Source organism: Marinomonas rhizomae (assembly GCF_024397855.1).
Taxonomy (GTDB): Bacteria; Pseudomonadota; Gammaproteobacteria; order Pseudomonadales; family Marinomonadaceae; genus Marinomonas; species Marinomonas rhizomae_A.
Genome location: NZ_CP073343.1, coordinates 1,203,050 through 1,224,580, shown reverse-complemented (window position 1 = coordinate 1,224,580; position 21,531 = coordinate 1,203,050). Strand labels below are relative to the sequence as shown.

Genomic DNA, 21,531 nt, shown 5'->3' with positions numbered 1-21,531 from the left:
TCCATGTTTCGGTACCCATTTGCTTCCTTCGTTTTTATCCAGCCCAGAAGAATTAAACCAGCTTGCTGATGATATAAAATCATGGGCGACTGAATTTGGATTTGCCGAAGCTCGTATTGTCGAGCCCGATCTAGCACAATACAAAGACGACTTTAACGAGTGGCTTGATAATGGCTATCACGCTGGCATGGATTACCTTGCCAACCATGGCGACATGCGCTTTTATCCCGAGCAACTACACCCGGGAACTCGTCGGGTTATCTCCCTTAGGATGCATTATCTCCCTCAATCCGTCGAAACCGTTAAAAGGCTGCAAACTAAAGACAAAGCCTATATTGCACGCTATGCCTTGGGGCGTGATTACCATAAGCTAATTCGCAAACGCCTTACTCAACTGGCTAAGAAAATAGAGCAACAAGTTGGCGATCATGGCTACAGAGCTTTTGTAGATAGCGCGCCTATTCTGGAAAGACAAATTGCGGAACAAGCCGGCATGGGCTGGATTGGCAAAAACACCTTATTACTAACGCCAAAAGCGGGCAGCTGGTTTTTGCTCGGTGAAATATTTACTAACCTGCCGCTTCCTGTCGATAAGCCAACTGAGACAAGGCATTGCGGTAGCTGCACGGCCTGCCTAACTCAGTGTCCAACTGATGCCTTTGTCGAGCCTTGGGTGCTGGATGCAGGAAAGTGCATTTCTTATCTTACCATTGAACATAAAGGCTCCATTCCAGAAGAGCTGCGCGGCAAAATGGGCAATCGTATTTTTGGCTGCGATGATTGTCAGCTGGTTTGCCCTTGGACCAAGTTCGCCAAATACACTGAAGAAGATGATTTCCAACCAAGACACAACCTGGATTCAGCGGATCTGGTTGAATTATTTGAGTGGGATGAAGCAACCTTCTTAAAAAATACCGAAGGCTCACCTATTCGTCGTACAGGATTTGAAAATTGGCGCCGAAACATCGCTGTTGCACTAGGCAATGCCCCCACCAGCACAGACACTATCCAAACACTCAAAAATGCACTCCCTCACGCTTCTGAATTAGTGAAAGAGCACATTATCTGGGCATTACAACAGCACAACCTTTGACAGCTAACAAGAGTAACGCAACAAGCCTTCTTGAGCGGTTGACGCTACCAACTCTCCTTTCTGATTAAAAATTTGTCCGCGAACAAATCCTCTTCCCGAATCGGCCGATGGCGAATCCGCTACATAAAGCAACCATTCATCCAATCTAAATGGTCGATGAAACCAAATAGCATGATCCAAACTTGCAGCAGTAAGGTAAGGACTTCCAATTGAAATACCATGAGGCATCAATGCGGTTTCAATAAAACCATAATCTGTTGTGTAAGCCAGCATAGATTGATGGATTAACGCATCGTCAGGCAAAGCTGACACACTACGAATCCACATATGACGTTTCGCAATCCCTGGCCGCGGACGAAATGGGTTTTGATTCTCGACTATTCGATACTCAATGGGGCGATCTGCCGTGAATAAATCTCGCACTTTAGACGGAATTTCATCAGCATGTTCTCGATAGAGTGATAATTCGGATTTAAACGATTCAGGCCCGGGAACATTTGGCATAGCCTCTTGATGAGCCAAACCTTCTTCCTCAATATGAAAAGATACCGTCATCGCTAAAATACTTTTCCCAAATTGTGAGGCAATCACTCGTCGAACACTAAAACTCCTTCCATCACGAACGGTTTCGACTTCGTATTCAATAGGATGAGATGAATCCCCTGGGCGCAAAAAATAACAATGTAGTGAATGAGGAAACCGTCCTTCAACTGTCTGAGTAGCCGCACTCAAACCTTGGCCAATAACCTGCCCACCAAAGAGCTTAGGAAAACCAATGTCTTGACTACGGCCTATAAACTGAGTCGCCGACACACGCTCTAACTTTAACAAACCAATAAGATTATTAACGACCTGATTCACAACAGCCCTCCAGCTTCAATAATTATCCGTATTATGTCGTGTTTAATACGGCAGCCTGAACAAAAAACCCTTATAAAGTATGATAATACTAAGAATATGATCTAAATTTTTTTAGCTTTTGCTAAATAGACATTTTTTTGCTTTGATGAACACTTAATTTATGGGGTAACTTTTTCTTGGTCACGTCCGCTTTAATTGATCCATTTGGTCGAAAAATAGACTATCTACGCATCTCTGTCACCGATCGATGCGATTTTCGCTGTACCTATTGTATGGACGAAGATGTCACCTTTATGCCTAGAGACCATATACTATCTTTAGAAGAAATTGTTCATGTGGCAAAAACCTTCATATCCATGGGTACCAAGCGAATTAGAATTACGGGTGGCGAACCTTTGGTACGCAAAAACATCCTTTGGGCTATAGAGCAAATAGCCAACACTGACGGTTTAGAAGAGCTCACTATAACCACCAATGGTTCTCAGCTTTATAAAATGGCACAAAGCCTTCTCGACGTAGGCGTATCACGAATTAACATCAGCCTAGACACATTAAAAGCCGAGCGATTTTACGCCCTAACTCGCCGGGACAAATTCCAACAAGTGATCGACGGTATAGAAGCCGCCAGTAGATTGCCTTTTAAACGCTTAAAAATTAACAGCGTAATGCTGAAGAACCATAATGATGATGAGCTTTTCGATCTTGCTAAATTTGCTTTAGATCACAAAATGGACATCAGCTTTATTGAAGAAATGCCGCTTGGCGTGATCACCGACCACAATCGTGCTGCAACATATCTATCTAGCGACAATGTCATCGATGCGCTTAGCGAGCACTATGAGCTCACACCGAGTTCAATCACCACCAGCGGACCGACACGCTATTATCAAGTGGCTGGTTATGATCATAAAATCGGTGTTATTTCACCACACAGCCATAACTTCTGCGACACTTGCAATCGTGTCAGACTGACGGCCGAAGGCCGCTTATTACTCTGCCTAGGCAATGAGCACTCAAAAGATTTAAGAACCGTACTACGTGATAGTTCATATTGCTCAACGATTTTAGGGTCAAAAAATCATGACTCAACAGAACTAAAAAACGCCATTATTGAGGCGCTAGCACTCAAACCCGAAAAACATCACTTTAATCTCGATGAAGCTCCGCAAATTTTACGTTTCATGAGCGCAACAGGAGGCTAAACAAGGAATTCCCATGGCTAAAACACCAACACCTTTTCGACCATTAAATATCAGTGTCCTAACTGTTACCGATACTCGATCCATTGCTGAGGACACATCTGGTGATGCTCTAATTGAGCTATTAACTACAGCAGGTCACACACTCAATGAAAGAAAGCTAGTGAAAGACGACGTTTATCAAATGCGTGCCGTCGTTTCTAACTGGATTGCAGATCAAGATACCCATGTTGTGCTAATCACAGGTGGAACCGGATTTTATTCACGTGATAGCACACCAGAAGCCATGACACCGCTGTTTGATAAAAACATCGAAGGCTTTGGTGAACTGTTTCGACAAATCTCTTACACAGAAATTGGCACATCCACTATTCAGTCACGCGCTATTGCTGGATTGGCCAATCAAACACTTATTTTCTGTTTGCCAGGCTCCACTGGTGCTTGTAAAACCGCATGGAATGGTATTTTAGAAGAGCAACTTAATGCTTCTCATAGGCCCTGTAATTTTGTCAGCATGCTGATAGGCCCGTACACCAACCAACATGAGGCATAACGGACATGGCCACTTTGCTCGCCTTTGAGGACGCCCTAGAAGAAATTAAGCGCAGCGCTAGTGTTCGTGTAGAACAGCAGACAATCCCTCTCATAAAGGCTGTTGGGCGTACTCTAGCAACCAACGTGGTTGCCGGAATTTCTGTCCCACCTTATGACAACAGTGCAATGGATGGATACGCACTTGCCTGCCAAGATTGGCAAGATGGCAAACGCTTTACCGTTAGTCAACGTGTTGCCGCTGGACAGCATCCTCAGCCTTTAATGCCAGGCACCTGTGCTCGTATTTTCACAGGTGCAAATATTCCTTCCGGCGCTGATACCGTTGTTATGCAGGAAAACGCCGAGCTAGAAGGTGACAAGGTCATCTTTACTAAACAACCGACGTCTTCCGACAATATTCGACCGTTAGGGCAAGATATGCAGATCGGTCAAACGGTTGTTAAGGCAGGTGAGAAAATTACGCCAATACACATTGGTCTTTTGTCTAGCCTTGGTATCACAGAGGTCATTGTCTACAAACAGTTGAATGTCGGTATCCTCACAACAGGCGATGAGCTGATTCCTACTGGTGAGAAACTAAAAGAGGGCCAAATCTATAATTCAAATGGCCCAATGTTAAGCGCGCTTGTCACTCAAGCTGGTCATAACGTTAGCCAATGTTTACATGCAGCTGATACACCCGAAGACACAAAAATAGCCTTAAAAACCTTGATGCAATCCTGTGATGTTATTCTTTCGTCTGGCGGTGTTTCTGTTGGCGAAGAAGACCATGTAAAAGGCGCCTTGGAAAAACTGGGCAAAGTGCATTTATGGAAAATAGCCATTAAGCCTGGCAAACCACTTGTTCACGCTACGCTTCAAGGCATTCCTTTTCTTGGCTTACCCGGAAACCCAAGCTCAACGTTAGTAACCTATCATTGGTTCGCTCGCCTTTTGCTTTCCATCTGTGCAGGCCAAGTTGCGGAACTTCCCAAGTCTTATCCTGTAGACGCAGGTTTTAACCGAAATAAAGCAATCCAACGAGATGAGTTCTTAAGAGTTTCCATTGGTAAAGATGGAATGGCTTACGCCCACCCACAACAAAGCTCTGGCGCCCTGCTCGCTGCGTCTGAAAGCCAAGGTTACCTGCACATCAAAGCTAATACACAAGTCGAATACGGTCATTCTTATTCTTTTTATCCTTTCTCAGGCTTCTAACTTCCCCCTTTCTTCATAACTCACCTAGACTAAGAGAGCAGCATTCTGAAAAATCAGCAGGCTGCTCTCTTGATTTGATAGGCACTAACAACAACTAGCATTCAAAAGAGGCGAATAATATGAGAGACGTCGAATGGGAAAATTCCCTATATGAGCATCAACACACCATGATCAAGCGGCTCGATGCTTTTCGAAAAGGAGCAAAAGTTGTCGAATATTCGAAAGATGAAACCATGGTGATAGAACATTCATTTCAGCTACTTGTTGCTTCCATGCTGGACCTAGCTCGTTATGTTTTGAAACACCATTACAAAACCGAAATATCTTCGCGCAAAAAAGTATTAAACGCGCTGATCACCCATAAAGAGGTTACTTATGAACAAGCGGAACAAATTAGATCGCTAATCGTTTTAAGAGATCGAATTCTGCATGATTATCTAGACGAAAATTTTGCTGATTTAGAAGAAGCCATGACGCTTAGACGCTATAGCTTAGTGGAAGTATTAACAAAAGAATGGATAACTCGCTTATCAAGCCCGTCTTAATAAGCTTAGAGCATCTAGATTATACCGAGGCATCAAGAAAAGCCTGTCGCAATAATCCACGAAACCAAACATGGGCAGCGTCATGTTGGAAACGCTCATGCCAAATCATTGAATAGTCAAATTCGCGCGAAACAAAAGGCAATTCATGTACGACAATTTCAGATACTGTCGCCGCCATATCTTCAGCAAACAGCTTTGGAACCGTCAACAATAAATCACTGTCCATTACAACTCTTGCTGCCGGTACAAAATTAGGTAAATGCACCGAAACATGACGCTTATGACCCATTTTTTCCAGCTCTCGATCTACTGCGAAATACTCTCGACGACCTAACACTACTTGCACATGACTTGCTTGCAAATAACTTTCTAATGTTAATTTATTTTCAATCCCAGGATGATCTTTACGAGCCAAACAGACCATACGATCACTCTTCAAACGCATCGCACGAATACCGGCTGGTGGTTCTTTGGACAAAACAGCGACAGCCACATCGATATTCGTTTGATCTAATTCGGCTACCATATCTTCATTCCAAGATTTTACGTCCAATATTGCATCCGGCGCTTTTTGTCGAAATTGATCCAGTATTTTAGGCAAGACAGTTAATGTGCCAAAATCTGTGGTTGATAAGGTAAACCGACGCTTACTACTTTGAGGAATGAATTCACTGGGCTGAATGAGACTTTCAAGTCCCTTTAATGTGTCCGACAAAAGTGGAGCCAAGTCTTGCGTTTTAGCTGTGGCGGATAAACCGTGAGAAGTTCGAATAAACAGAGGATCATCGAATACATCTCGTAAACGTGACAATGACCGACTGACAGCAGGCTGGGAAACATTGAGCCGAGTAGCGGCTTTGGTCACGTTCAGCTCTTCAATTAAAACTTGAAAAACATACAATAGATTTAAGTCTATATCAGACAATCGGATTTCTGACAAAACAACACCTCAAGCAAGCTTGTTATAATTATAACTGAGAATCATAACAAGCTTTTAAGGGTGACAATAGCAGTCTCTATCGTAAGCACAAAAAATTACGTTGTACTTTAAACAGCGAAAAGCCCACAGCCAGAATAATGATTACAAAGACAACTCTCGAATTTGCGCAGACGTCATACCAAGCAAGTACAAAATCCCATCTAGACCAAGATTGTTCATTGGACATGGTGCTTGCTCTCGAACCAAAGGTTTAGCGTGCAAAGCGACACCCAAAGCAGCATGATTAAGCATCAACAAATCATTAGCGCCATCACCACAAGCAATCGTCTGATGCCAATCTACATTTTGCGCAGCAACGATATTCGTTAACAAAAGCTTCTTGCGTTCACCATCAACAATCTCGCCTAAATGCTTGCCAGTCAGCTCATCGTTTTGTATTTCTAATACATTGGCATGCACTTCAGTCATACCATATTCTGCTTGGACTCGATCCGCAAAGTAAGTAAAACCGCCTGATAAAATCGCCGTGTACCATCCATAATGATGCAACACCTTCAGCAAGGTTGAAATACCGTCCATGTGCTGAATTCTGTTATAAACACCGTCCATTACGTCACTGCTTAGGCCTTTAAGTAAAGCTAGGCGCTGTACAAAGCTTTCTACAAAATCAATTTCGCCACGCATTGCGCTCGCCGTAACAGCAGAGATTTGCTCGCCAATGCCAGCCTCTACCGCTAATTCATCCATGACCTCAGCCTTAATAAGGGTAGAATCCATATCAAACACAGCAACACCAGGTATTTTAATGTCCAGCGTCGATGACTGATAAATATGATCAATTCCAGTATCATTAGATAAAGTTAACAGCTCAGAACGAATAGAAACGGGGTTAAGTGCACCACCATCTACCTTGACTTGCGCCACAGAGATTGCGTCTTGGGCATCTGACAGCAAGCGAATAGACCCTTGCAAACTCCGCAAGTCTAGCCAAGCGTTAAATTTTTCAAGATATTCAGGTGTCAAAGAACCGATAAGAGTAATACTGGCAGACATAAACGCTCCTAATTCAATAAGACGCCTACTATAGCAAATCGTTTTCTTTTCGCTAAGCACCTGTTCTACTTTAAAGAATTCAGAAAACAGCCGTTATGATGTGTATACTTTAGTCATTGTTCCACGAGTTACCCCAAAGGAAGTTAATGGACACCCAATCGAAAACCAAGGCTATCACTGCATTTATACGCAAAAAACTGAGTGCGTCAGCCATCACTGTTGCCACCTTTATCTCGCTAATCATCCTAACCGTTTGTATTTTTTGGTATACGATGACACATGCGCTAGGCAACTACTTATCTCAGCAAACAGAAGTATTAGGCAGCAGCTTAGCAACTCAAGCCGCATTCAATGCGACACAGTCCATCTTAAACAACGATTTATTAAGCTTGAATGTGTTGCTGAACCGCCTCGTTGTTGATGACAATATTTTGAGCGCTCGAGTCTTCAACAAAAAAGACGAACTACTAGCAGAAGCAAGCAGTAGCAACTCAGGTATGCAATCAGAACAAGACTTTCGACCTAGCGATACTCGCAGAGTCTATAGCTCAAGCATAAAGTTTAGAGACGAAATTGTTGGCCATGTATTAATTACGCTAGACAAAACGCCGGCTCAAGCAACATTACAGCACCTAAATAACCTGTTGATTGGTGTCGCCATATTTGTCTGTACCATTGCATTACTGTTGGTTATTTTAATTACAAAATGGCTTTTTGCACCGATCAATGAAGCCGCTTCAGCCCTTTCAAACTACAGCAAGGGACGAAAACCAAACGAGCTATCTTCTCCAATTTACAAAGAAGCCAAAGCACTATTTAGAGCAGTTGAAACGATTCGATCCACTGAAAAACCAAAAGAAGAAATAGAAAAGCCGGTAAAAACAGAAGAAGCTATCTCGCCAGTGGCAAAACCCCAATTTGAAATAAACTTTGACGCTATATTCGAAGAATCTAGGCAACGTAGCTGTGTTCTCTATTTCGACATTCTTAATCTAGAAGAATGGCACAAAGACATGACACCCTTGCAAGTAGCCAACTTACTAACACCAATTTATCGAGCAATATTTCAGGCTAGCGAGATCTACTTAGGTCAGGTTCATCAGTACAAAAACGATTCGGCAATCGTGCTTTTTAGTGCGCATGACTGTGAAGATAATCTTTACATTAACGCCGTCAGTACAGCGCAACTATTTTTAGGCTTAGTCAATAAGTTATTAGAAAATGAACTCTACACAGACACACCTAAACTAAACTTTCATTTAGGGTTACATCAAGGCAACACTCAAGTTACCAATATGGTGAAAGAAAATTGCTTTGAACCAGATAGAATAGAAACGCTGTTGGTAAACATTCATCAACTCAGCAAGTCTGAAAGCATGAACACTTTGGTTATTAGCGACGACATTTTCACTCTATCTCATATCCAAAATCGTGTATTCACAGGTCTACCTGAAGTCATTGAAGATAATGATAAAGAAATATTAGCCTATGAAGTAAAAGGCATGTCAGATAAATATAAACAACAAGTTCATCAGCATATTCTTGATATTACTAGCCCCGAAGAGCAAGAAGACAGCACATTGTGATCTATTGATACAAAAGCCAAACATAAAAAGACCCCCAGCAATTGGAATATCCAACTATTGAGGGTCAATTCATTAAAATAGGGCTTTTTTATGTTCTAAATTTCATAAAAAGGATCTAGTCATCAAATCGAATCACATCGTCTAATGACAAACCTTCTTTATCCATAATCAAACGCAGCTTTCGCAATGCCTCAACTTGAATTTGACGAACACGCTCACGCGTTAAACCGATTTCAGCCCCCACATGCTCTAACGTGCTCGCTTCGTGCCCACGTAAGCCAAAACGACGTGTAATGACCTCACATTGCTTCTCACTCAACTCGTCTAGCCAAATTTCAATACTATGTAAAACATCACCGTCTTGGCGATCAGCCTCTGGGCCTTGATGAAGAGTATCCGCTAAAATCTCAACCAGACTCTTATCGTTATTCTCCCCACCGAATGTCGCATCAATTGAGCTAATTTTTTCATTTAGACCAAGCATCTTTTGCACATCTGCGACAGGGCAATCTAGCATGTCTGCAATTTCTTCAGCACTAGGCTCATGATCTAATTTTTGTGTTAGCTCACGAGCAGCACGCAAATAAACATTCAGCTCTTTGACCACATGAATAGGCAAACGGATAGTTCTCGTTTGATTCATGATAGCGCGCTCAATTGTTTGTCGTATCCACCAAGTTGCATAAGTCGAAAATCTAAATCCACGCTCTGGGTCAAACTTCTCCACAGCCCGAATCAAGCCTAGATTACCTTCCTCGATCAAATCTAACAGAGATAGTCCTCGATTTAGATAACGCCGAGAGATCTTAACAACCAAACGTAAATTACTTTCAATCATGCGCTTACGCGCTTTCGGATCGCCTTTTAGAGAAAGGCGAGAAAAATACACCTCTTCCTCGGCAGTAAGTAGTGGAGAAAAACCAATTTCACTCAAATACATCTGTGTAACATCAAGGTTGCGACTAGAATCAGCGTCAGCATATCGAGCACTTACCGCTGATTCAAACTCTTCATCAACCAAATCTTCGTCTAAGACATCATCTTCAACGACATCACCATCCAGTGTATCAAGATCAAAGTCCCCAACATTCGAAACCTTAGCTGCTTCTTTATCCCTATTTGCAAACTTCATGTCCCCTCCTTAAAACGCTAATTTCGCTTAATTCATTTTGGGCAAAACATCTAGCGGATCAATAGGCTGACCATCTCGACGCACCTCAAAATGAAGTAGTGGTCTATCATCTCCCTTACCACCAATAACAGCAAGAGAGTCACCTGCTCGAACATTTTGCTTTTCTTTTACCAATATTCTTTCGTTGTAAGCATAAGCACTAAGATACACATCGTTGTGCTTCACAATGACAAGATTTCCATAACCAATAAGACCGCTACCAGCATAAACAACTGTTCCATTAGCCGCCGCCTTAACTAAAGTTCCCTTTTCAGCTTTTATGTCTATACCTTTACTACTAACGCCGGCATTTGAAAACCCCCTAGTGACGTTTCCATCGATCGGCCAAGCCCAATCACCTGAGATTTTTTCGTCTTTCGTGTCGCTTTTAGAAACATTACTAACCGACTTAACAGGAACAACTGGAGCTGGTTTAGAGGGAGTGTTCTTTGTTTTTGATACAATTAAAGGAATACTTGATTTCGAATTATTAGCAACACTAGATGACGTTTTTTGCGTACCCTTTAGACGAATTTTTTGCTTAGGATAAATGATATATGGAGCGTCTATTTTGTTTGCTTCAGCAAGTTCTCTGTAATCCAAGCCATAGCGAAAAGCAATGGAAAACAGGGTTTCACCACTTTTAACACGGTGAATGCCAGATGAAGGGATGGACGAAACGCTGGCATTATTAGAGGCATAAGTGCGGCTACTTTTGTCAGGATAATGTAGCAGTTCATACGAGCATCCAGACAACAAAAAACACAAAAGAACAAGCCAACTTATTTGCCAAGCCGACAATGAAAATCCATAATTTTTTAAGACGCAACGAAAGATAATTCTTTACCCCAGTATTGAATTTCGACTAATTATTACTATTTGTCGAATTTCGTAAAATTATGTAAGAAATGAGAATAACACTCATAAACCCTATACAGACAAACACAAGCGGCAGTAAAAAATCTGTTGGCCAATAAAAGTTTAATAAGTCCCAAGGTAAAACAAGGTGCTCTTCTAACGGAAGCTTTTTATCACCAATAACACTCCATGTGTCCGTCACTTTCCAAGGCCATACTTTAACTAAAGCCCCCAGCATAACACCTGTAAGAAATGACAAAGTCATGGACCTCACATGATTTAGCAAATAATGAAGAATTTTAGAAAAGATGAGCAGACCAATCAAAGCGCCCGCAGCAAAGACAAGAATAACAGCAGCATCGAAGCTCTTAATAGCTGAAAGAATAAATCCATACATCCCTAGCATTAACAATAAAAAGCTGCCAGAGATACCAGGCAAAATCATCGCACAAATCGCAATCATGCCAGAAAAAAAGACCATGACATACGATGTACTTACCTGAGTAGGGACAAGTAATGACAAGCTAGCACCAACGACCACACCAACGACAAGCCCAGCAAAATGCCGCCAAGAAAATCCATTAATTTGATTAATTAAGAAATACGCAGAGGCTAGAATTAAGCCAAAAAAGAAACTCCATAAATAGCTTGGGTATACGGCTAACAAATGAGTAATCAAACCCGCCAGCAGAAAAATGCTGGTGACAATACCAGCCCCTAACGATAATAAAAACGTACCATCAAAATGCTTCCACAAACCTTTAAAATCGCCTTTACTTAACATAACCAAACTGGCTTTATTCACGCCACTTAACGCATTAATAAGTCGATCATAAACACCTAAAATAAAAGCAATGGTTCCCCCAGAGACACCAGGAACAACATCTGCAGCTCCCATTAACACACCACTCAAGTACACTCTAAGCCATTTAGGCATGTTCCATTCCTTCTAATAGGGGCACAAAATACGCAGCTTCTGTTCCTAGGCATTTCCAACGATCACCTTCTTTACGCCAACATCCTATCTGCGGGCTTGGATGATCAATAGGCATAATTAAAATACCCTGCTGCTTCAAACATTCGGTCAAGGCTAACGGTATTTTACTGGCCATCGCGGTAATAATAACGGCATCCATTTCTACTTTATTTGGCCATCCTGTTTGCCCATCACCAAATAAATACTCGACATTCTTAACCCCCATCGAAGACAAACGTTTTTTTGCTAGTAAATGCAGTGGCTCGTGACGTTCAACGGTATGAACTTTATTAAAGAAATGCGACAAAATGCGTGTCTGATAACCCGATCCGGTGCCAATTTCCAACACGCGACCAAGTCGAGAGTGCGCCAACAGCCACTCACTCATCCTCGCGACAGTAAGCGGCTGACTAATGGTTTGACTGCGTCCTATAGGAAGTGGCGTTGCAGAGTAAGCCAAATGCGAAAACGCCGGCTCCACAAACTCATGGCGAGGAATAGACCCCATCAGAGCCAATAATTCTTCATGGCTAATCCCATGCTCTCGAAGTTGATCAACCATCTTAGAAGCTTTGGGTTCAGTGTTTGAAACTAACCAATTGAGATCGTTCAAGCTCATAACGTTATAGTGTCTGTCCATTTTTCGAGAGGAGATTTCGCTTCATAACACGTCATATCCGTATGAATGGGCGTAATAGAAACATAGCTGTGATTTACAGCGAAAAAGTCGGTTCCTTCTGACATGTCATGAGGTTCAGACAAGGCACCAATCCAAAAACTAGGCAAACCTCTGGGATGCTGAGCTGAGATAGGCGCTTGCGCCTTATGCCGATAACCAAGGCGTGTCACCTGCACCCCCTTTAGCTCACTATATGGGACATCAGGGACATTAATATTCAATAGAATACCGGCTGGCAAAGCAAGGGTGTGTGAATCCTTTAAAAGCATCATAATGACCTTGGCGGCTGTTTCAAAATGCTGATTGCCAACTAAAGACACCGCCAGCGCTGGTCGCCCTAAATGCCGTGCTTCCATTGCAGCAGCAACCGTACCAGAATAAATAACATCATCACCTAAATTGGCACCATGATTGATCCCTGACACAACCAGATCCACGTCACCATCGATAACACCTGACAACGCAAGATTGACGCAATCGGTTGGCGTACCATCGACACGGTAGCGCCCTTCTTCAACCATAATAGGCTGTACCGGACGGGACAAAGTCAACGAGTTACTAGCACCACTACGATTGCGGTCTGGCGCTACGACTAAAATTTCGTATTCACGTTCTAAATGCCTAGCCAGCGTTTGTATGCCAAGGGCATCAAGGCCATCGTCATTAGCGATCAATATTCTCATGGTATTTCTCAGCTGACTTATCCGTATAATCAATCATTTCGCGCAACAAGCTAGTCGCAAAACACCCTTTTGGTAGAGAGAACTCCACAATCAACTGCGCATTCCCTTCTTTCTCTCTAAGCAATTCCCACGCCATATTCATCGGCACAAGACGCGCTAGACGACTGTCCCTAGAAAGATCAAACGCAATGAGAGCATCAACCAAATCCATGCGCTCAGATAGGGAAGCCTTCATAACTCGCTCTCTCTGAGGACCTGTGCCGGCCTCCCAACCTTCGCTAATCATAGGTAAAACAGGGCTTACCGTCCCGCGTAAAACGCTCAAATGCATCAAGGCATCAACTTCTTTCACTCGGAATTGCTCATCTTTGTGTTGAAACTGAGCAATATCACCATCACATAAGCGCATCCACATACCGTTTTCCACTTGATCACTTAATGCCTCATTGAAGCACCAAGAGCGAATTGCGGATAACCAAAAGGACTCTGTCTTTGATAATTTACGGCGACTTTGCCGCCCTTTAAGGACAAAATCTTGGCCGTTATGCAAATTATTACCGTTTATTCCAAAGCGCTGTGGCCCATAATAGTTGGGCACACCCGCTTGTTTTATCAAATTCAAGCGCCCTTCTAGTTCGTCCAAATCACCACTCACACTTCGTAATCGAATAACAAAGCGATTTGCTAAATGTGCGCCTGTTCGAAGCTTTTTAGAATGACGTAACTGCGCAATAACTCGCACGTTCTCCGGCTCTCTAAAGGCTTCTTGAATCGTTGATAAATCAGGCTCTTGATTCAGAACATGCAAACAAAACCACTGACGCGTACAAGCATGACGATCTTTTACGCCACTGTAAGTCACTTTATTCGGTGCTATTCCTGCGATTTGAGCCAAACGTTTGGCAAGAAAGTCGGTATTCACCCCTTCTTTCTCAATAAACACAAAGCAAAACTCGCCTTTGCCATCAGGCTCGAAGCCTAACTGCTCTTCGACGTAAAAGTCTTGTACATGGGTCTTCAAATCCCCTGTAACAGTTGGCTTAGACCAAGCGTATCGCCATTCGGTATTCATACATTACCTTGATTTAAAAGAGCTTTATTAAAAATAAGTGCAACCGCTTCAACCGCAATGCCTTCTTTGCGACCCGTAAAGCCAAGTTTTTCCGTTGTCGTTGCTTTGACATTTACCACGCTAATATCGACCGTTAAGTCTTCAGCAATGTTGGCACGCATAGCATCAATATGAGGACGCATCTTTGGAGCTTCAGCAATAATAGTGACATCAACATTGCCCACGTAAAAACCAAGAGCTTGTATTTCCTGATAAGCACGCTTTAATAAAATTCGGCTATCTGCACCAGAAAAAGCAGCATCTGTATCAGGAAAATGCTTTCCTATGTCACCCAATGCAGCGGCGCCTAACAAGGCATCAGTCAAAGCATGTAATGCTACATCACCATCAGAATGAGCAATCAAGCCCTTGGAGTAAGGGATAGAAACACCGCCAATGACAAGGTGATCACCTTCACCAAATTTATGAACATCAAAGCCATGACCAATTCGGAACGGAATCATGATAACTACTCCTGTGCTATGAATTGCACTTACTGTTTAAACTTGAACCGCTTCAATTCGGAAGATTAGAACCTGAAAGATAAGAAAAAAGCGCCTCTGCGATCAATAGGTCTTCTGGTAATGTAATTTTAATATTGCAGCTTTCTCCGACAACAAGATCTGGGTGCCAACCAACAAATTCCATGGCGGAGCACTCATCTGTCACTACGACCCCTTGAGTTTGAGCTTTTTCCAAAGCATCCAATAGGGCTTGGGCAGGAAATTTCTGAGGAGTCTGAGCGAGCCAGATTGTATTTCGGTCCAGAGTCTCACCAACCGATGGCATGCCTATCACTTGACGTTTCACCGTTTCTTTCGCCGGCATTGCCAGTAACGCACCTTGATCTGAATGATGTTGAATAATGCGATTTAACGCGGCCTGGCTTAACAGAGGACGCGCAGCATCATGAACCAAGACATCTTGTTGTTGCACACCGACTGTATCCAACAAATAGCGTAATCCTTTCTGTACGGTGTCACTTCGTTCCTTGCCACCAACAAAACTATGAACTAGATCGTCTTGTCGCCATTTTGAATCTGGCCAGTATGCGTCATTTTCACCAATACCAATCAACACACCAGCGATAAGTGGGTGTGAAGTGAAAATATCTATCGTGCGGTCTAGAATGGTTTGTCCTGCAAGAGAAAGGTATTGTTTTGGGCAATTCGCTTGCATACGTTGCCCAACACCTGCTGCGGGAATGATAACCCACAAAGGTTCGATCATTTTTTATTCACCATGCGATAAAACACTTCACCATCTTTGATATACTGAAGCTCACTGCGAACATGCTCTTCTACCGCCTCTTCACCCTGGCGAAGATCGTGAACCTGAGCTCGAAGCGCTTGATTTCGATGTTTCAGTCGTAAGTTAATCCGTTCTTGATAGGCGATCTGCTTTGCTAGCTCTTCCTGTCGCTTAACGCCCTGCTCACCAAAATATAGGTGATAAGATTGATAACCCACAGCACAGACAAAGAAAACAATTAACAAACGTGCCATAACACCCTCAAACCTAAAATAAAACATTCCTCTCTTCCGAGATTTGATAAAACTACCTCGCAGTTAACGTCTTGCAAAGCTTTTTAACAAAGGAATTAAAGCAAAAAAACAAAAAAGGGAGAACCAAGTTCTCCCTTTTTTAAGTCAGACGAGATTAAGCCTGACCTTTGATCTCAGAAAGACCTTTGTACGGTGCTTTACCACCTAATTGCTCTTCAATGCGAAGCAATTGGTTGTACTTAGCAACACGATCAGAACGACATAAGGAACCCGTCTTAATTTGGCCTGCTGCTGTGCCTACTGCAAGATCTGCAATAGTCGCGTCTTCTGTCTCACCAGAACGGTGAGAAATAACAACGGTAAAACCAGCGTCTTTTGCCATCTTAATAGCTGCTAACGTCTCAGTTAAAGAACCGATTTGGTTAAACTTGATTAAGATTGAGTTCGCAATACCGTTATCAATGCCACGTTTCAAAATCTTAGTGTTGGTAACGAAAAGATCATCACCCACTAATTGGATTTTATCGCCCATTAATTTAGTTTGATGAGCGAAGCCATCCCAGTCTGACTCGTCAAGACCGTCTTCGATAGAAACAATCGGATACTGCTTAGTAAGGTCTTGTAAGAAGAAGTTGAACTCTTCAGACGTGAATTTCTTACCTTCACCTTTAAGGTTGTAGATATTTGCTTCTTTGTCGTAAAACTCAGAGGCAGCACAATCCATCGCCAAAGTGATGTCTTTACCTAGCTCGTAACCTGCTGCTGCAACGGCTTCTTTAATAACAGCCAATGCTTCAGCATTAGATGACAAATCAGGGGCAAAACCACCTTCATCACCAACTGCTGTACTTAAACCACGATCGCTCAATACTTTTTTCAGCGCATGAAAGATTTCAGCACCGTAACGTAATGCTTCGCGAAAGTTTGGCGCACCAACAGGCTGAATCATGAACTCTTGAATATCAACGTTGTTATCTGCGTGCTCACCACCATTAATGATGTTCATCATAGGCACAGGCATTGAGTAAACGCCTGGCGTGCCGTTGATGTCAGCAATATGAGCATACAGAGGCACTTTCTTAGAAGTCGCTGCGGCTTTGGCTGCTGCCAAAGAAACAGCCAAGATAGCGTTCGCACCAAAAGTAGATTTGTTTTCTGTGCCATCCAGATCAATCATAATCTGATCTAGTTCTGCTTGAGCAAGGGCATCTTTGCCGATCAAAGCATCACGGATAGGACCGTTTACCGCTGCAACCGCTTTCAATACACCTTTGCCTAGGTAGCGACTTTTATCGCCATCACGTAATTCTAAAGCTTCACGAGAACCGGTAGAGGCACCAGACGGTGCACACGCTGAACCTACAGAACCATCAGCTAAAATAACATCAGCTTCAACAGTAGGATTACCACGAGAATCTAATACTTCTCTGGCCTTAATATCAACGATTTGACTCATAACAAACCTCTTAAAATAAATGAAAAATCACAAACTACCTGTTTGCTCAAATTATTTTTCTTTTCCTGCGTATTTTAGTGCCGCATGTACAAAGGCACTAAACAGGCCGTGTCCATATCTAGGTGTAGAAGTGAACTCTGGATGGAACTGACAAGCAACAAACCAAGGGTGATCGGCAATTTCTACCATCTCAACCAAAGAATTGTCTTCTGAACGACCAGAAATCGTCAGACCTGCTTTCATCAGATCTTCAACATAAAAGTTATTTACTTCATAACGATGACGATGACGCTCTTTTATGACCGCTTCACCATAAGCTTCAAAGGCTTTTGTGCCTTCCGTAAGATTACAGTTCTGCGCGCCAAGACGCATCGTTCCACCTAGATCGGATTCCTCTGACCGGATTTCTTTGGAACCCTCTGCATTAGTCCATTCTGTAATCAGACCAACAACTGGGTTCTCTGCTTTTAAATTAAACTCGGTGCTGTGTGCACCGGCTAAATTTGCCACATTGCGAGCAAATTCGATAACCGCTACTTGCATACCCAAACAAATACCTAAGTAAGGCACTTTATTTTCACGAGCATACTGAGCCGTTAATATTTTACCTTCAACACCACGTTCGCCGAAACCACCAGGAACAAGAATCGCATCCATCCCTTTTAACTGATCGGTACCTTTTTCCTCGATACTTTCAGAATCAATGTAATGCAGTTTCACTTTAGTACGAGCATGAATACCCGCATGATCCATCGCTTCAATCAAAGACTTGTAGGCGTCCAACAACTCCATGTATTTACCAACCATGGCGATATTGATTTGCTTCTCAGGGTTCAATTTCGCTTGAGTCACTTTATTCCAGATTTCAAGATCTGGCATATTACAATCTAAGTTGAAGTGCTCAACAATCAAGCTATCTAAGCCTTGATCGTTCAACATCTGAGGGATACGGTAAATAGTATCGGCATCAGGAAGGGAAATAACCGCGCGTTCTTCAACGCTGGTAAACAAGGCGATCTTCTTACGCTCTGGCGCTTCGATAGACACTTCAGAACGACAAATAAGAATGTCTGGCTGAATACCGATAGAACGAAGTTCTTTCACAGAGTGTTGGGTAGGCTTAGTTTTGGTTTCACCCGCAGTACGAATGTAAGGGACAAGAGTCAAATGCATGAACAAAGCACGACGTGCACCTAGCTCAACTTTAAGCTGACGTACCGCTTCTAAGAAAGGTTGTGATTCGATATCACCAACCGTACCACCGATTTCAACCAAAGCAACATCTGCGCCTTCAGCACCAGAAATAACGCGGCGTTTAATTTCATCGGTAATATGAGGAATGACTTGAACGGTTCCACCAAGATATTCACCACGACGCTCTTTTTTAAGAACATGTTGATAAACACGACCACTGGTGAAGTTATTACGCTTGCCCATTTTAGTGGAGATGAAACGCTCATAATGGCCAAGATCAAGATCCGTTTCGGCACCGTCTTCTGTTACATAGACTTCACCGTGCTGGAAAGGGCTCATGGTGCCGGGATCCACGTTGATGTATGGATCTAGCTTTAACATGGTGACTTTTAGACCGCGTGATTCAAGGATAGCGGCCAAAGATGCTGCTGCCAAACCTTTACCAAGAGATGAAACTACACCGCCTGTAACGAAAATATATCGTGTCGCCATGAGTGGTTAACCCGCCTTACAAATATGAAAAAATGAGATTTGAAGGCACATAACAATGTACCTTCAGGACGGGAGAAAATAATAACATCGGAAGGCTGTTCACTCAATGTAAAACACAGTTGTTTTACATTGAGTGAACGATTCATCCCAAGAATAGTAAGGACAAATTAAGCAAGGCTATAAGTCCAACTCCAAAACAGGTGTTTTAGAGCGAGAACAACACGGCATAACCAGTTTACCTTGCGCATGTTCTTTGTCTGTCAGAAAGACATCCCTATGGTCGGGAACGCCTTCAATGACGCCTGTTTGACATGTACCACATACGCCAGATTCGCACGACACGGCAAGGAAGACACCATTATTATCCAATACCTCAAAAATACTCTGATCCGCTTCAACATCAAAAACCTCTCCAGTACTATGGATTTTGACTTTAAACGGGGTATTGTCGCCTATATTTTCATCCATTGCAGGCGCGGCAAAAAACTCTCGATGCATACGATCTTCAGGCCAACCTAGCATTTTTGCTTGCAATAGAACGTAACTAATAAAGTCCGCAGGACCACAAATATACAACTCTGAATCACTCGAATGACGTGACAAAACATTCACCACATCCATTCGCCCAGAACTCGGAACCTGACTGTAGTGGAAATGCATTTTATCAGCAAAAGAACTGCTTTCTAATGCCGATGAAAAAGCAGCCGTTTCAGGTGACTTTGCACAATAGTGAAACTCAAAAGGCAATCCCATTTTTTGCAACTGCTGCGCCATTGGCAACATTGGCGTCACACCAATCCCCCCAGCGACCAAGACACTATGTCGTTTTGTGTCCATCAAAGGAAAATGATTCTTCGGTTCACTAATCAACAGTCCATCACCAATTTTTAAGCGATGCACTTCTGAAGAACCGCCTCTTGATTGTGGATCTTTTAAAACCGCAATTTCATAGTACTGCGCTTCCGATTGCATACGACACAAAGAGTATTGGCGAATCAAACCGCTGGGTAAATGAAGGTCAATATGCGCTCCGGCTTCAAAACCAGGCAAATCTGAACCATCCTCAGAACCCAACACAAGCCGAACCACGCCCTGCGCTTCAGTGACAACATTTCTTACAACTACCGGAATCATTTGGCTCTCCTGACCTATTTATTTTTTTAAAACTAGAGAGCAAAGCCAGTTCACTCTCTAGCAGACACCAATCAAGTTAAAATGACACCGTTTGAAGTGGTGCGGTCGACTGAGATGCCGCCGCTTTAGATTGTTCTTTGGCGGCATGCTCTTTAGCAATCAGCCGATCGATTACTCGTCTTGACTGAACGCCACCTGCATCGATATCCAACTTCAATAAATCATAGTCAGGAAAAGCCAATAAGTTTTGCTGCTGTCGCTCTAGCACCTCCAAATCTTCAGAAAAAATCTTGCCCTGCCCTTCACGAATTGTATCCGTGAGTGCTTGATCTTCTGGCTTGAAATTACGCGCCATTCCCCAAAAATACCAAATAGACGTTTCCGTTTCAGGCGTAATAAAATCAACCACAGTGCTGCTGGCTTTTTTATCTGCTGGGGCATCAAATCCCCCATTTCCAGCATGAGCCACACCCACATCTATCATCACATGAGAAGGCGGACTGAAACGACAAATCTGCCAACGATCGACCAAAACGTCGTCAGCCAAACCATTACCTTTTAGCGCGGCCTGCCAAAATGGTGGCGGCATGATGTTTTCCATAAAACGACTCGTAATCACTTTGTCGCCATCCACGTTTGTGGAAACAGGAGACTCATCAATTTCCTTCTGACCAATACTGCTAGCGTGAACATAAGTCTCATGAGTCAAATCCATCAGGTTATCAACCATCAAACGATAATCACAATTGATGTGATACAAACCACCACCATAGGCCCACTCTGGACTTACCGCCCACTCTAGATGTGGAATCTGTGATTTATCGGCTTGAGATTGATCACCCGGCCATACCCAAATAAAACCGTAGCGCTCCTCCACCGCGTAGGATTTCATACAAGGAAAACCTTTCACTCGCTGCAAGGGCATTTCTTTGGTTTTGCCATCCGCGCCCATTTTCAATCCATGATAACCACAGACCAAAAGACCTTCTTCAACATAACCTAGAGACAAAGCGGCTCCTCGGTGTGGACAAAAGTCCAAGACCGCGGCAATTTCGTTATCATGGGAACGGTAAAAAGCGATACTTTCACCACAGATTTTACGACCAAGAGGTTTGCTGCCCGCAACCTCTTCAGACATAGCAGCGACATACCACGTATTTTTAGGGAAAGTTTGCTGACTCATTGGAGTTCTCCTGCTGTTATTTTTATTTATTGGATCCAATATAGCCCAAAAAAATCATAA

22 protein-coding genes are annotated in these 21,531 nt (G+C 42.9%); 6 read left to right on the top strand and 16 right to left on the bottom strand.

All coding sequences use genetic code 11. The annotated features are described in order from the left end of the window. The first annotated feature begins 19 nt into the window (after positions 1 to 19). Entirely contained in the window at positions 20 to 1,093 is a 1,074-nt protein-coding gene (gene queG / locus KDW99_RS05695; RefSeq protein WP_255828330.1) for a tRNA epoxyqueuosine(34) reductase QueG, read from the top strand. Positions 1,094 to 1,096: 3 nt separating this feature from the next. Here queG and KDW99_RS05690 read toward each other — a convergent pair whose 3' ends face one another. Continuing rightward, entirely contained in the window at positions 1,097 to 1,954 is an 858-nt protein-coding gene (locus KDW99_RS05690) for an acyl-CoA thioesterase (protein WP_255828329.1), read from the bottom strand. Positions 1,955 to 2,130: 176 nt separating this feature from the next. On the opposite strand from KDW99_RS05690, the gene moaA reads away from it, so the two are divergent. The 4 genes from moaA (at position 2,131) to KDW99_RS05670 (ending at position 5,450) form a co-directional block, all read left to right on the top strand. Next, on the top strand, positions 2,131 to 3,156 hold the full coding sequence (gene moaA / locus KDW99_RS05685; RefSeq protein ID WP_255828328.1) for a GTP 3',8-cyclase MoaA: 1,026 nt from the start codon (positions 2,131 to 2,133) through the stop codon (positions 3,154 to 3,156). A 13-nt stretch (positions 3,157 to 3,169) separates the two neighbouring features. Next, entirely contained in the window at positions 3,170 to 3,706 is a 537-nt protein-coding gene (gene moaB, locus KDW99_RS05680; protein ID WP_255828327.1) for a molybdenum cofactor biosynthesis protein B, read from the top strand. A 5-nt stretch (positions 3,707 to 3,711) separates the two neighbouring features. Further along, positions 3,712 to 4,905: a molybdopterin molybdotransferase MoeA gene (locus KDW99_RS05675; protein ID WP_255828325.1), complete on the top strand. Its 1,194-nt coding sequence runs from the start codon at positions 3,712 to 3,714 to the stop codon at positions 4,903 to 4,905. 119 nt (positions 4,906 to 5,024) lie between these two features. Continuing rightward, on the top strand, positions 5,025 to 5,450 hold the full coding sequence (locus KDW99_RS05670) for a HepT-like ribonuclease domain-containing protein (protein ID WP_255828324.1): 426 nt from the start codon (positions 5,025 to 5,027) through the stop codon (positions 5,448 to 5,450). A gap of 19 nt (positions 5,451 to 5,469) precedes the next feature. Here the strand turns inward: KDW99_RS05670 and KDW99_RS05665 are convergent, their stop codons facing one another. Continuing rightward, positions 5,470 to 6,390, bottom strand: coding sequence for a LysR family transcriptional regulator (locus KDW99_RS05665; RefSeq protein ID WP_255828323.1), 921 nt, complete (start codon positions 6,388 to 6,390; stop codon positions 5,470 to 5,472). Between the two features lie 141 nt (positions 6,391 to 6,531). Then, entirely contained in the window at positions 6,532 to 7,443 is a 912-nt protein-coding gene (gene serB, locus KDW99_RS05660) for a phosphoserine phosphatase SerB (RefSeq protein WP_255828322.1), read from the bottom strand. A gap of 146 nt (positions 7,444 to 7,589) precedes the next feature. On the opposite strand from serB, the gene KDW99_RS05655 reads away from it, so the two are divergent. Continuing rightward, the gene (locus KDW99_RS05655) at positions 7,590 to 9,029 is read left to right on the top strand and encodes an AhpA/YtjB family protein (RefSeq protein ID WP_255828321.1); all 1,440 of its coding nucleotides are present in this window, start codon (positions 7,590 to 7,592) and stop codon (positions 9,027 to 9,029) included. Between the two features lie 115 nt (positions 9,030 to 9,144). Here the strand turns inward: KDW99_RS05655 and rpoS are convergent, their stop codons facing one another. The 13 genes from rpoS to KDW99_RS05590 form a co-directional block, all read right to left on the bottom strand. Further along, positions 9,145 to 10,161: an RNA polymerase sigma factor RpoS gene (gene rpoS / locus KDW99_RS05650; RefSeq protein WP_255828320.1), complete on the bottom strand. Its 1,017-nt coding sequence runs from the start codon at positions 10,159 to 10,161 to the stop codon at positions 9,145 to 9,147. A gap of 27 nt (positions 10,162 to 10,188) precedes the next feature. Beyond that, positions 10,189 to 11,001 carry a peptidoglycan DD-metalloendopeptidase family protein gene (locus KDW99_RS05645; RefSeq protein WP_255828319.1) on the bottom strand — a complete coding sequence of 271 codons (813 nt, stop codon included), beginning with the start codon at positions 10,999 to 11,001 and terminating at the stop codon, positions 10,189 to 10,191. Positions 11,002 to 11,065: 64 nt separating this feature from the next. After that, positions 11,066 to 11,995: a DUF368 domain-containing protein gene (locus tag KDW99_RS05640; RefSeq protein WP_255828318.1), complete on the bottom strand. Its 930-nt coding sequence runs from the start codon at positions 11,993 to 11,995 to the stop codon at positions 11,066 to 11,068. Further along, the gene (locus KDW99_RS05635; protein WP_255828317.1) at positions 11,988 to 12,653 is read right to left on the bottom strand and encodes a protein-L-isoaspartate(D-aspartate) O-methyltransferase; all 666 of its coding nucleotides are present in this window, start codon (positions 12,651 to 12,653) and stop codon (positions 11,988 to 11,990) included. The genes KDW99_RS05640 and KDW99_RS05635 overlap by 8 nt, the downstream gene beginning before the upstream one ends. Continuing rightward, on the bottom strand, positions 12,650 to 13,396 hold the full coding sequence (surE, locus tag KDW99_RS05630; RefSeq protein WP_255828316.1) for a 5'/3'-nucleotidase SurE: 747 nt from the start codon (positions 13,394 to 13,396) through the stop codon (positions 12,650 to 12,652). Before surE ends, KDW99_RS05635 begins: the two co-directional genes overlap by 4 nt. After that, a complete protein-coding gene (truD, locus tag KDW99_RS05625) occupies positions 13,377 to 14,468 on the bottom strand; it encodes a tRNA pseudouridine(13) synthase TruD (RefSeq protein ID WP_255828315.1) in 1,092 nt (363 codons plus the stop codon). The genes surE and truD overlap by 20 nt, the downstream gene beginning before the upstream one ends. After that, positions 14,465 to 14,971 carry a 2-C-methyl-D-erythritol 2,4-cyclodiphosphate synthase gene (gene ispF / locus KDW99_RS05620; protein ID WP_255828314.1) on the bottom strand — a complete coding sequence of 169 codons (507 nt, stop codon included), beginning with the start codon at positions 14,969 to 14,971 and terminating at the stop codon, positions 14,465 to 14,467. Before ispF ends, truD begins: the two co-directional genes overlap by 4 nt. 52 nt (positions 14,972 to 15,023) lie before the next feature. Then, a complete protein-coding gene (ispD, locus tag KDW99_RS05615; RefSeq protein ID WP_255828313.1) occupies positions 15,024 to 15,737 on the bottom strand; it encodes a 2-C-methyl-D-erythritol 4-phosphate cytidylyltransferase in 714 nt (237 codons plus the stop codon). After that, positions 15,734 to 16,012 (bottom strand): septum formation initiator family protein, encoded by a 279-nt coding sequence (locus KDW99_RS05610; protein WP_113917303.1) that lies wholly within the window; start codon positions 16,010 to 16,012, stop codon positions 15,734 to 15,736. Before KDW99_RS05610 ends, ispD begins: the two co-directional genes overlap by 4 nt. A 154-nt stretch (positions 16,013 to 16,166) precedes the next feature. Next, entirely contained in the window at positions 16,167 to 17,468 is a 1,302-nt protein-coding gene (gene eno, locus KDW99_RS05605) for a phosphopyruvate hydratase (RefSeq protein WP_255828312.1), read from the bottom strand. Between the two features lie 51 nt (positions 17,469 to 17,519). Continuing rightward, on the bottom strand, positions 17,520 to 19,154 hold the full coding sequence (locus tag KDW99_RS05600; RefSeq protein ID WP_205115481.1) for a CTP synthase: 1,635 nt from the start codon (positions 19,152 to 19,154) through the stop codon (positions 17,520 to 17,522). A 177-nt stretch (positions 19,155 to 19,331) separates the two neighbouring features. Beyond that, on the bottom strand, positions 19,332 to 20,288 hold the full coding sequence (locus KDW99_RS05595; RefSeq protein WP_255828311.1) for a PDR/VanB family oxidoreductase: 957 nt from the start codon (positions 20,286 to 20,288) through the stop codon (positions 19,332 to 19,334). Positions 20,289 to 20,364: 76 nt separating this feature from the next. Then, positions 20,365 to 21,471, bottom strand: coding sequence for an aromatic ring-hydroxylating dioxygenase subunit alpha (locus KDW99_RS05590; protein WP_255828310.1), 1,107 nt, complete (start codon positions 21,469 to 21,471; stop codon positions 20,365 to 20,367). Positions 21,472 to 21,531 lie beyond the last annotated feature (60 nt).

Bases quoted from the DNA above. Each gene is read 5' to 3' on its own strand.
- moaB (WP_255828327.1), top strand. From the start codon at position 3,170: ATGGCTAAAACACCAACACCTTTTCGACCATTAAATATCAGTGTCCTA.
- KDW99_RS05675 (WP_255828325.1), top strand. From the start codon at position 3,712: ATGGCCACTTTGCTCGCCTTTGAGGACGCCCTAGAAGAAATTAAGCGC.
- KDW99_RS05670 (WP_255828324.1), top strand. From the start codon at position 5,025: ATGAGAGACGTCGAATGGGAAAATTCCCTATATGAGCATCAACACACC.
- serB (WP_255828322.1), bottom strand. From the start codon at position 7,443: ATGTCTGCCAGTATTACTCTTATCGGTTCTTTGACACCTGAATATCTT.
- KDW99_RS05655 (WP_255828321.1), top strand. From the start codon at position 7,590: ATGGACACCCAATCGAAAACCAAGGCTATCACTGCATTTATACGCAAA.
- rpoS (WP_255828320.1), bottom strand. From the start codon at position 10,161: ATGAAGTTTGCAAATAGGGATAAAGAAGCAGCTAAGGTTTCGAATGTT.
- KDW99_RS05640 (WP_255828318.1), bottom strand. From the start codon at position 11,995: ATGCCTAAATGGCTTAGAGTGTACTTGAGTGGTGTGTTAATGGGAGCT.
- KDW99_RS05635 (WP_255828317.1), bottom strand. From the start codon at position 12,653: ATGAGCTTGAACGATCTCAATTGGTTAGTTTCAAACACTGAACCCAAA.
- surE (WP_255828316.1), bottom strand. From the start codon at position 13,396: ATGAGAATATTGATCGCTAATGACGATGGCCTTGATGCCCTTGGCATA.
- truD (WP_255828315.1), bottom strand. From the start codon at position 14,468: ATGAATACCGAATGGCGATACGCTTGGTCTAAGCCAACTGTTACAGGG.
- ispF (WP_255828314.1), bottom strand. From the start codon at position 14,971: ATGATTCCGTTCCGAATTGGTCATGGCTTTGATGTTCATAAATTTGGT.
- ispD (WP_255828313.1), bottom strand. From the start codon at position 15,737: ATGATCGAACCTTTGTGGGTTATCATTCCCGCAGCAGGTGTTGGGCAA.
- KDW99_RS05610 (WP_113917303.1), bottom strand. From the start codon at position 16,012: ATGGCACGTTTGTTAATTGTTTTCTTTGTCTGTGCTGTGGGTTATCAA.
- eno (WP_255828312.1), bottom strand. From the start codon at position 17,468: ATGAGTCAAATCGTTGATATTAAGGCCAGAGAAGTATTAGATTCTCGT.
- KDW99_RS05600 (WP_205115481.1), bottom strand. From the start codon at position 19,154: ATGGCGACACGATATATTTTCGTTACAGGCGGTGTAGTTTCATCTCTT.
- KDW99_RS05595 (WP_255828311.1), bottom strand. From the start codon at position 20,288: ATGATTCCGGTAGTTGTAAGAAATGTTGTCACTGAAGCGCAGGGCGTG.
- KDW99_RS05590 (WP_255828310.1), bottom strand. From the start codon at position 21,471: ATGAGTCAGCAAACTTTCCCTAAAAATACGTGGTATGTCGCTGCTATG.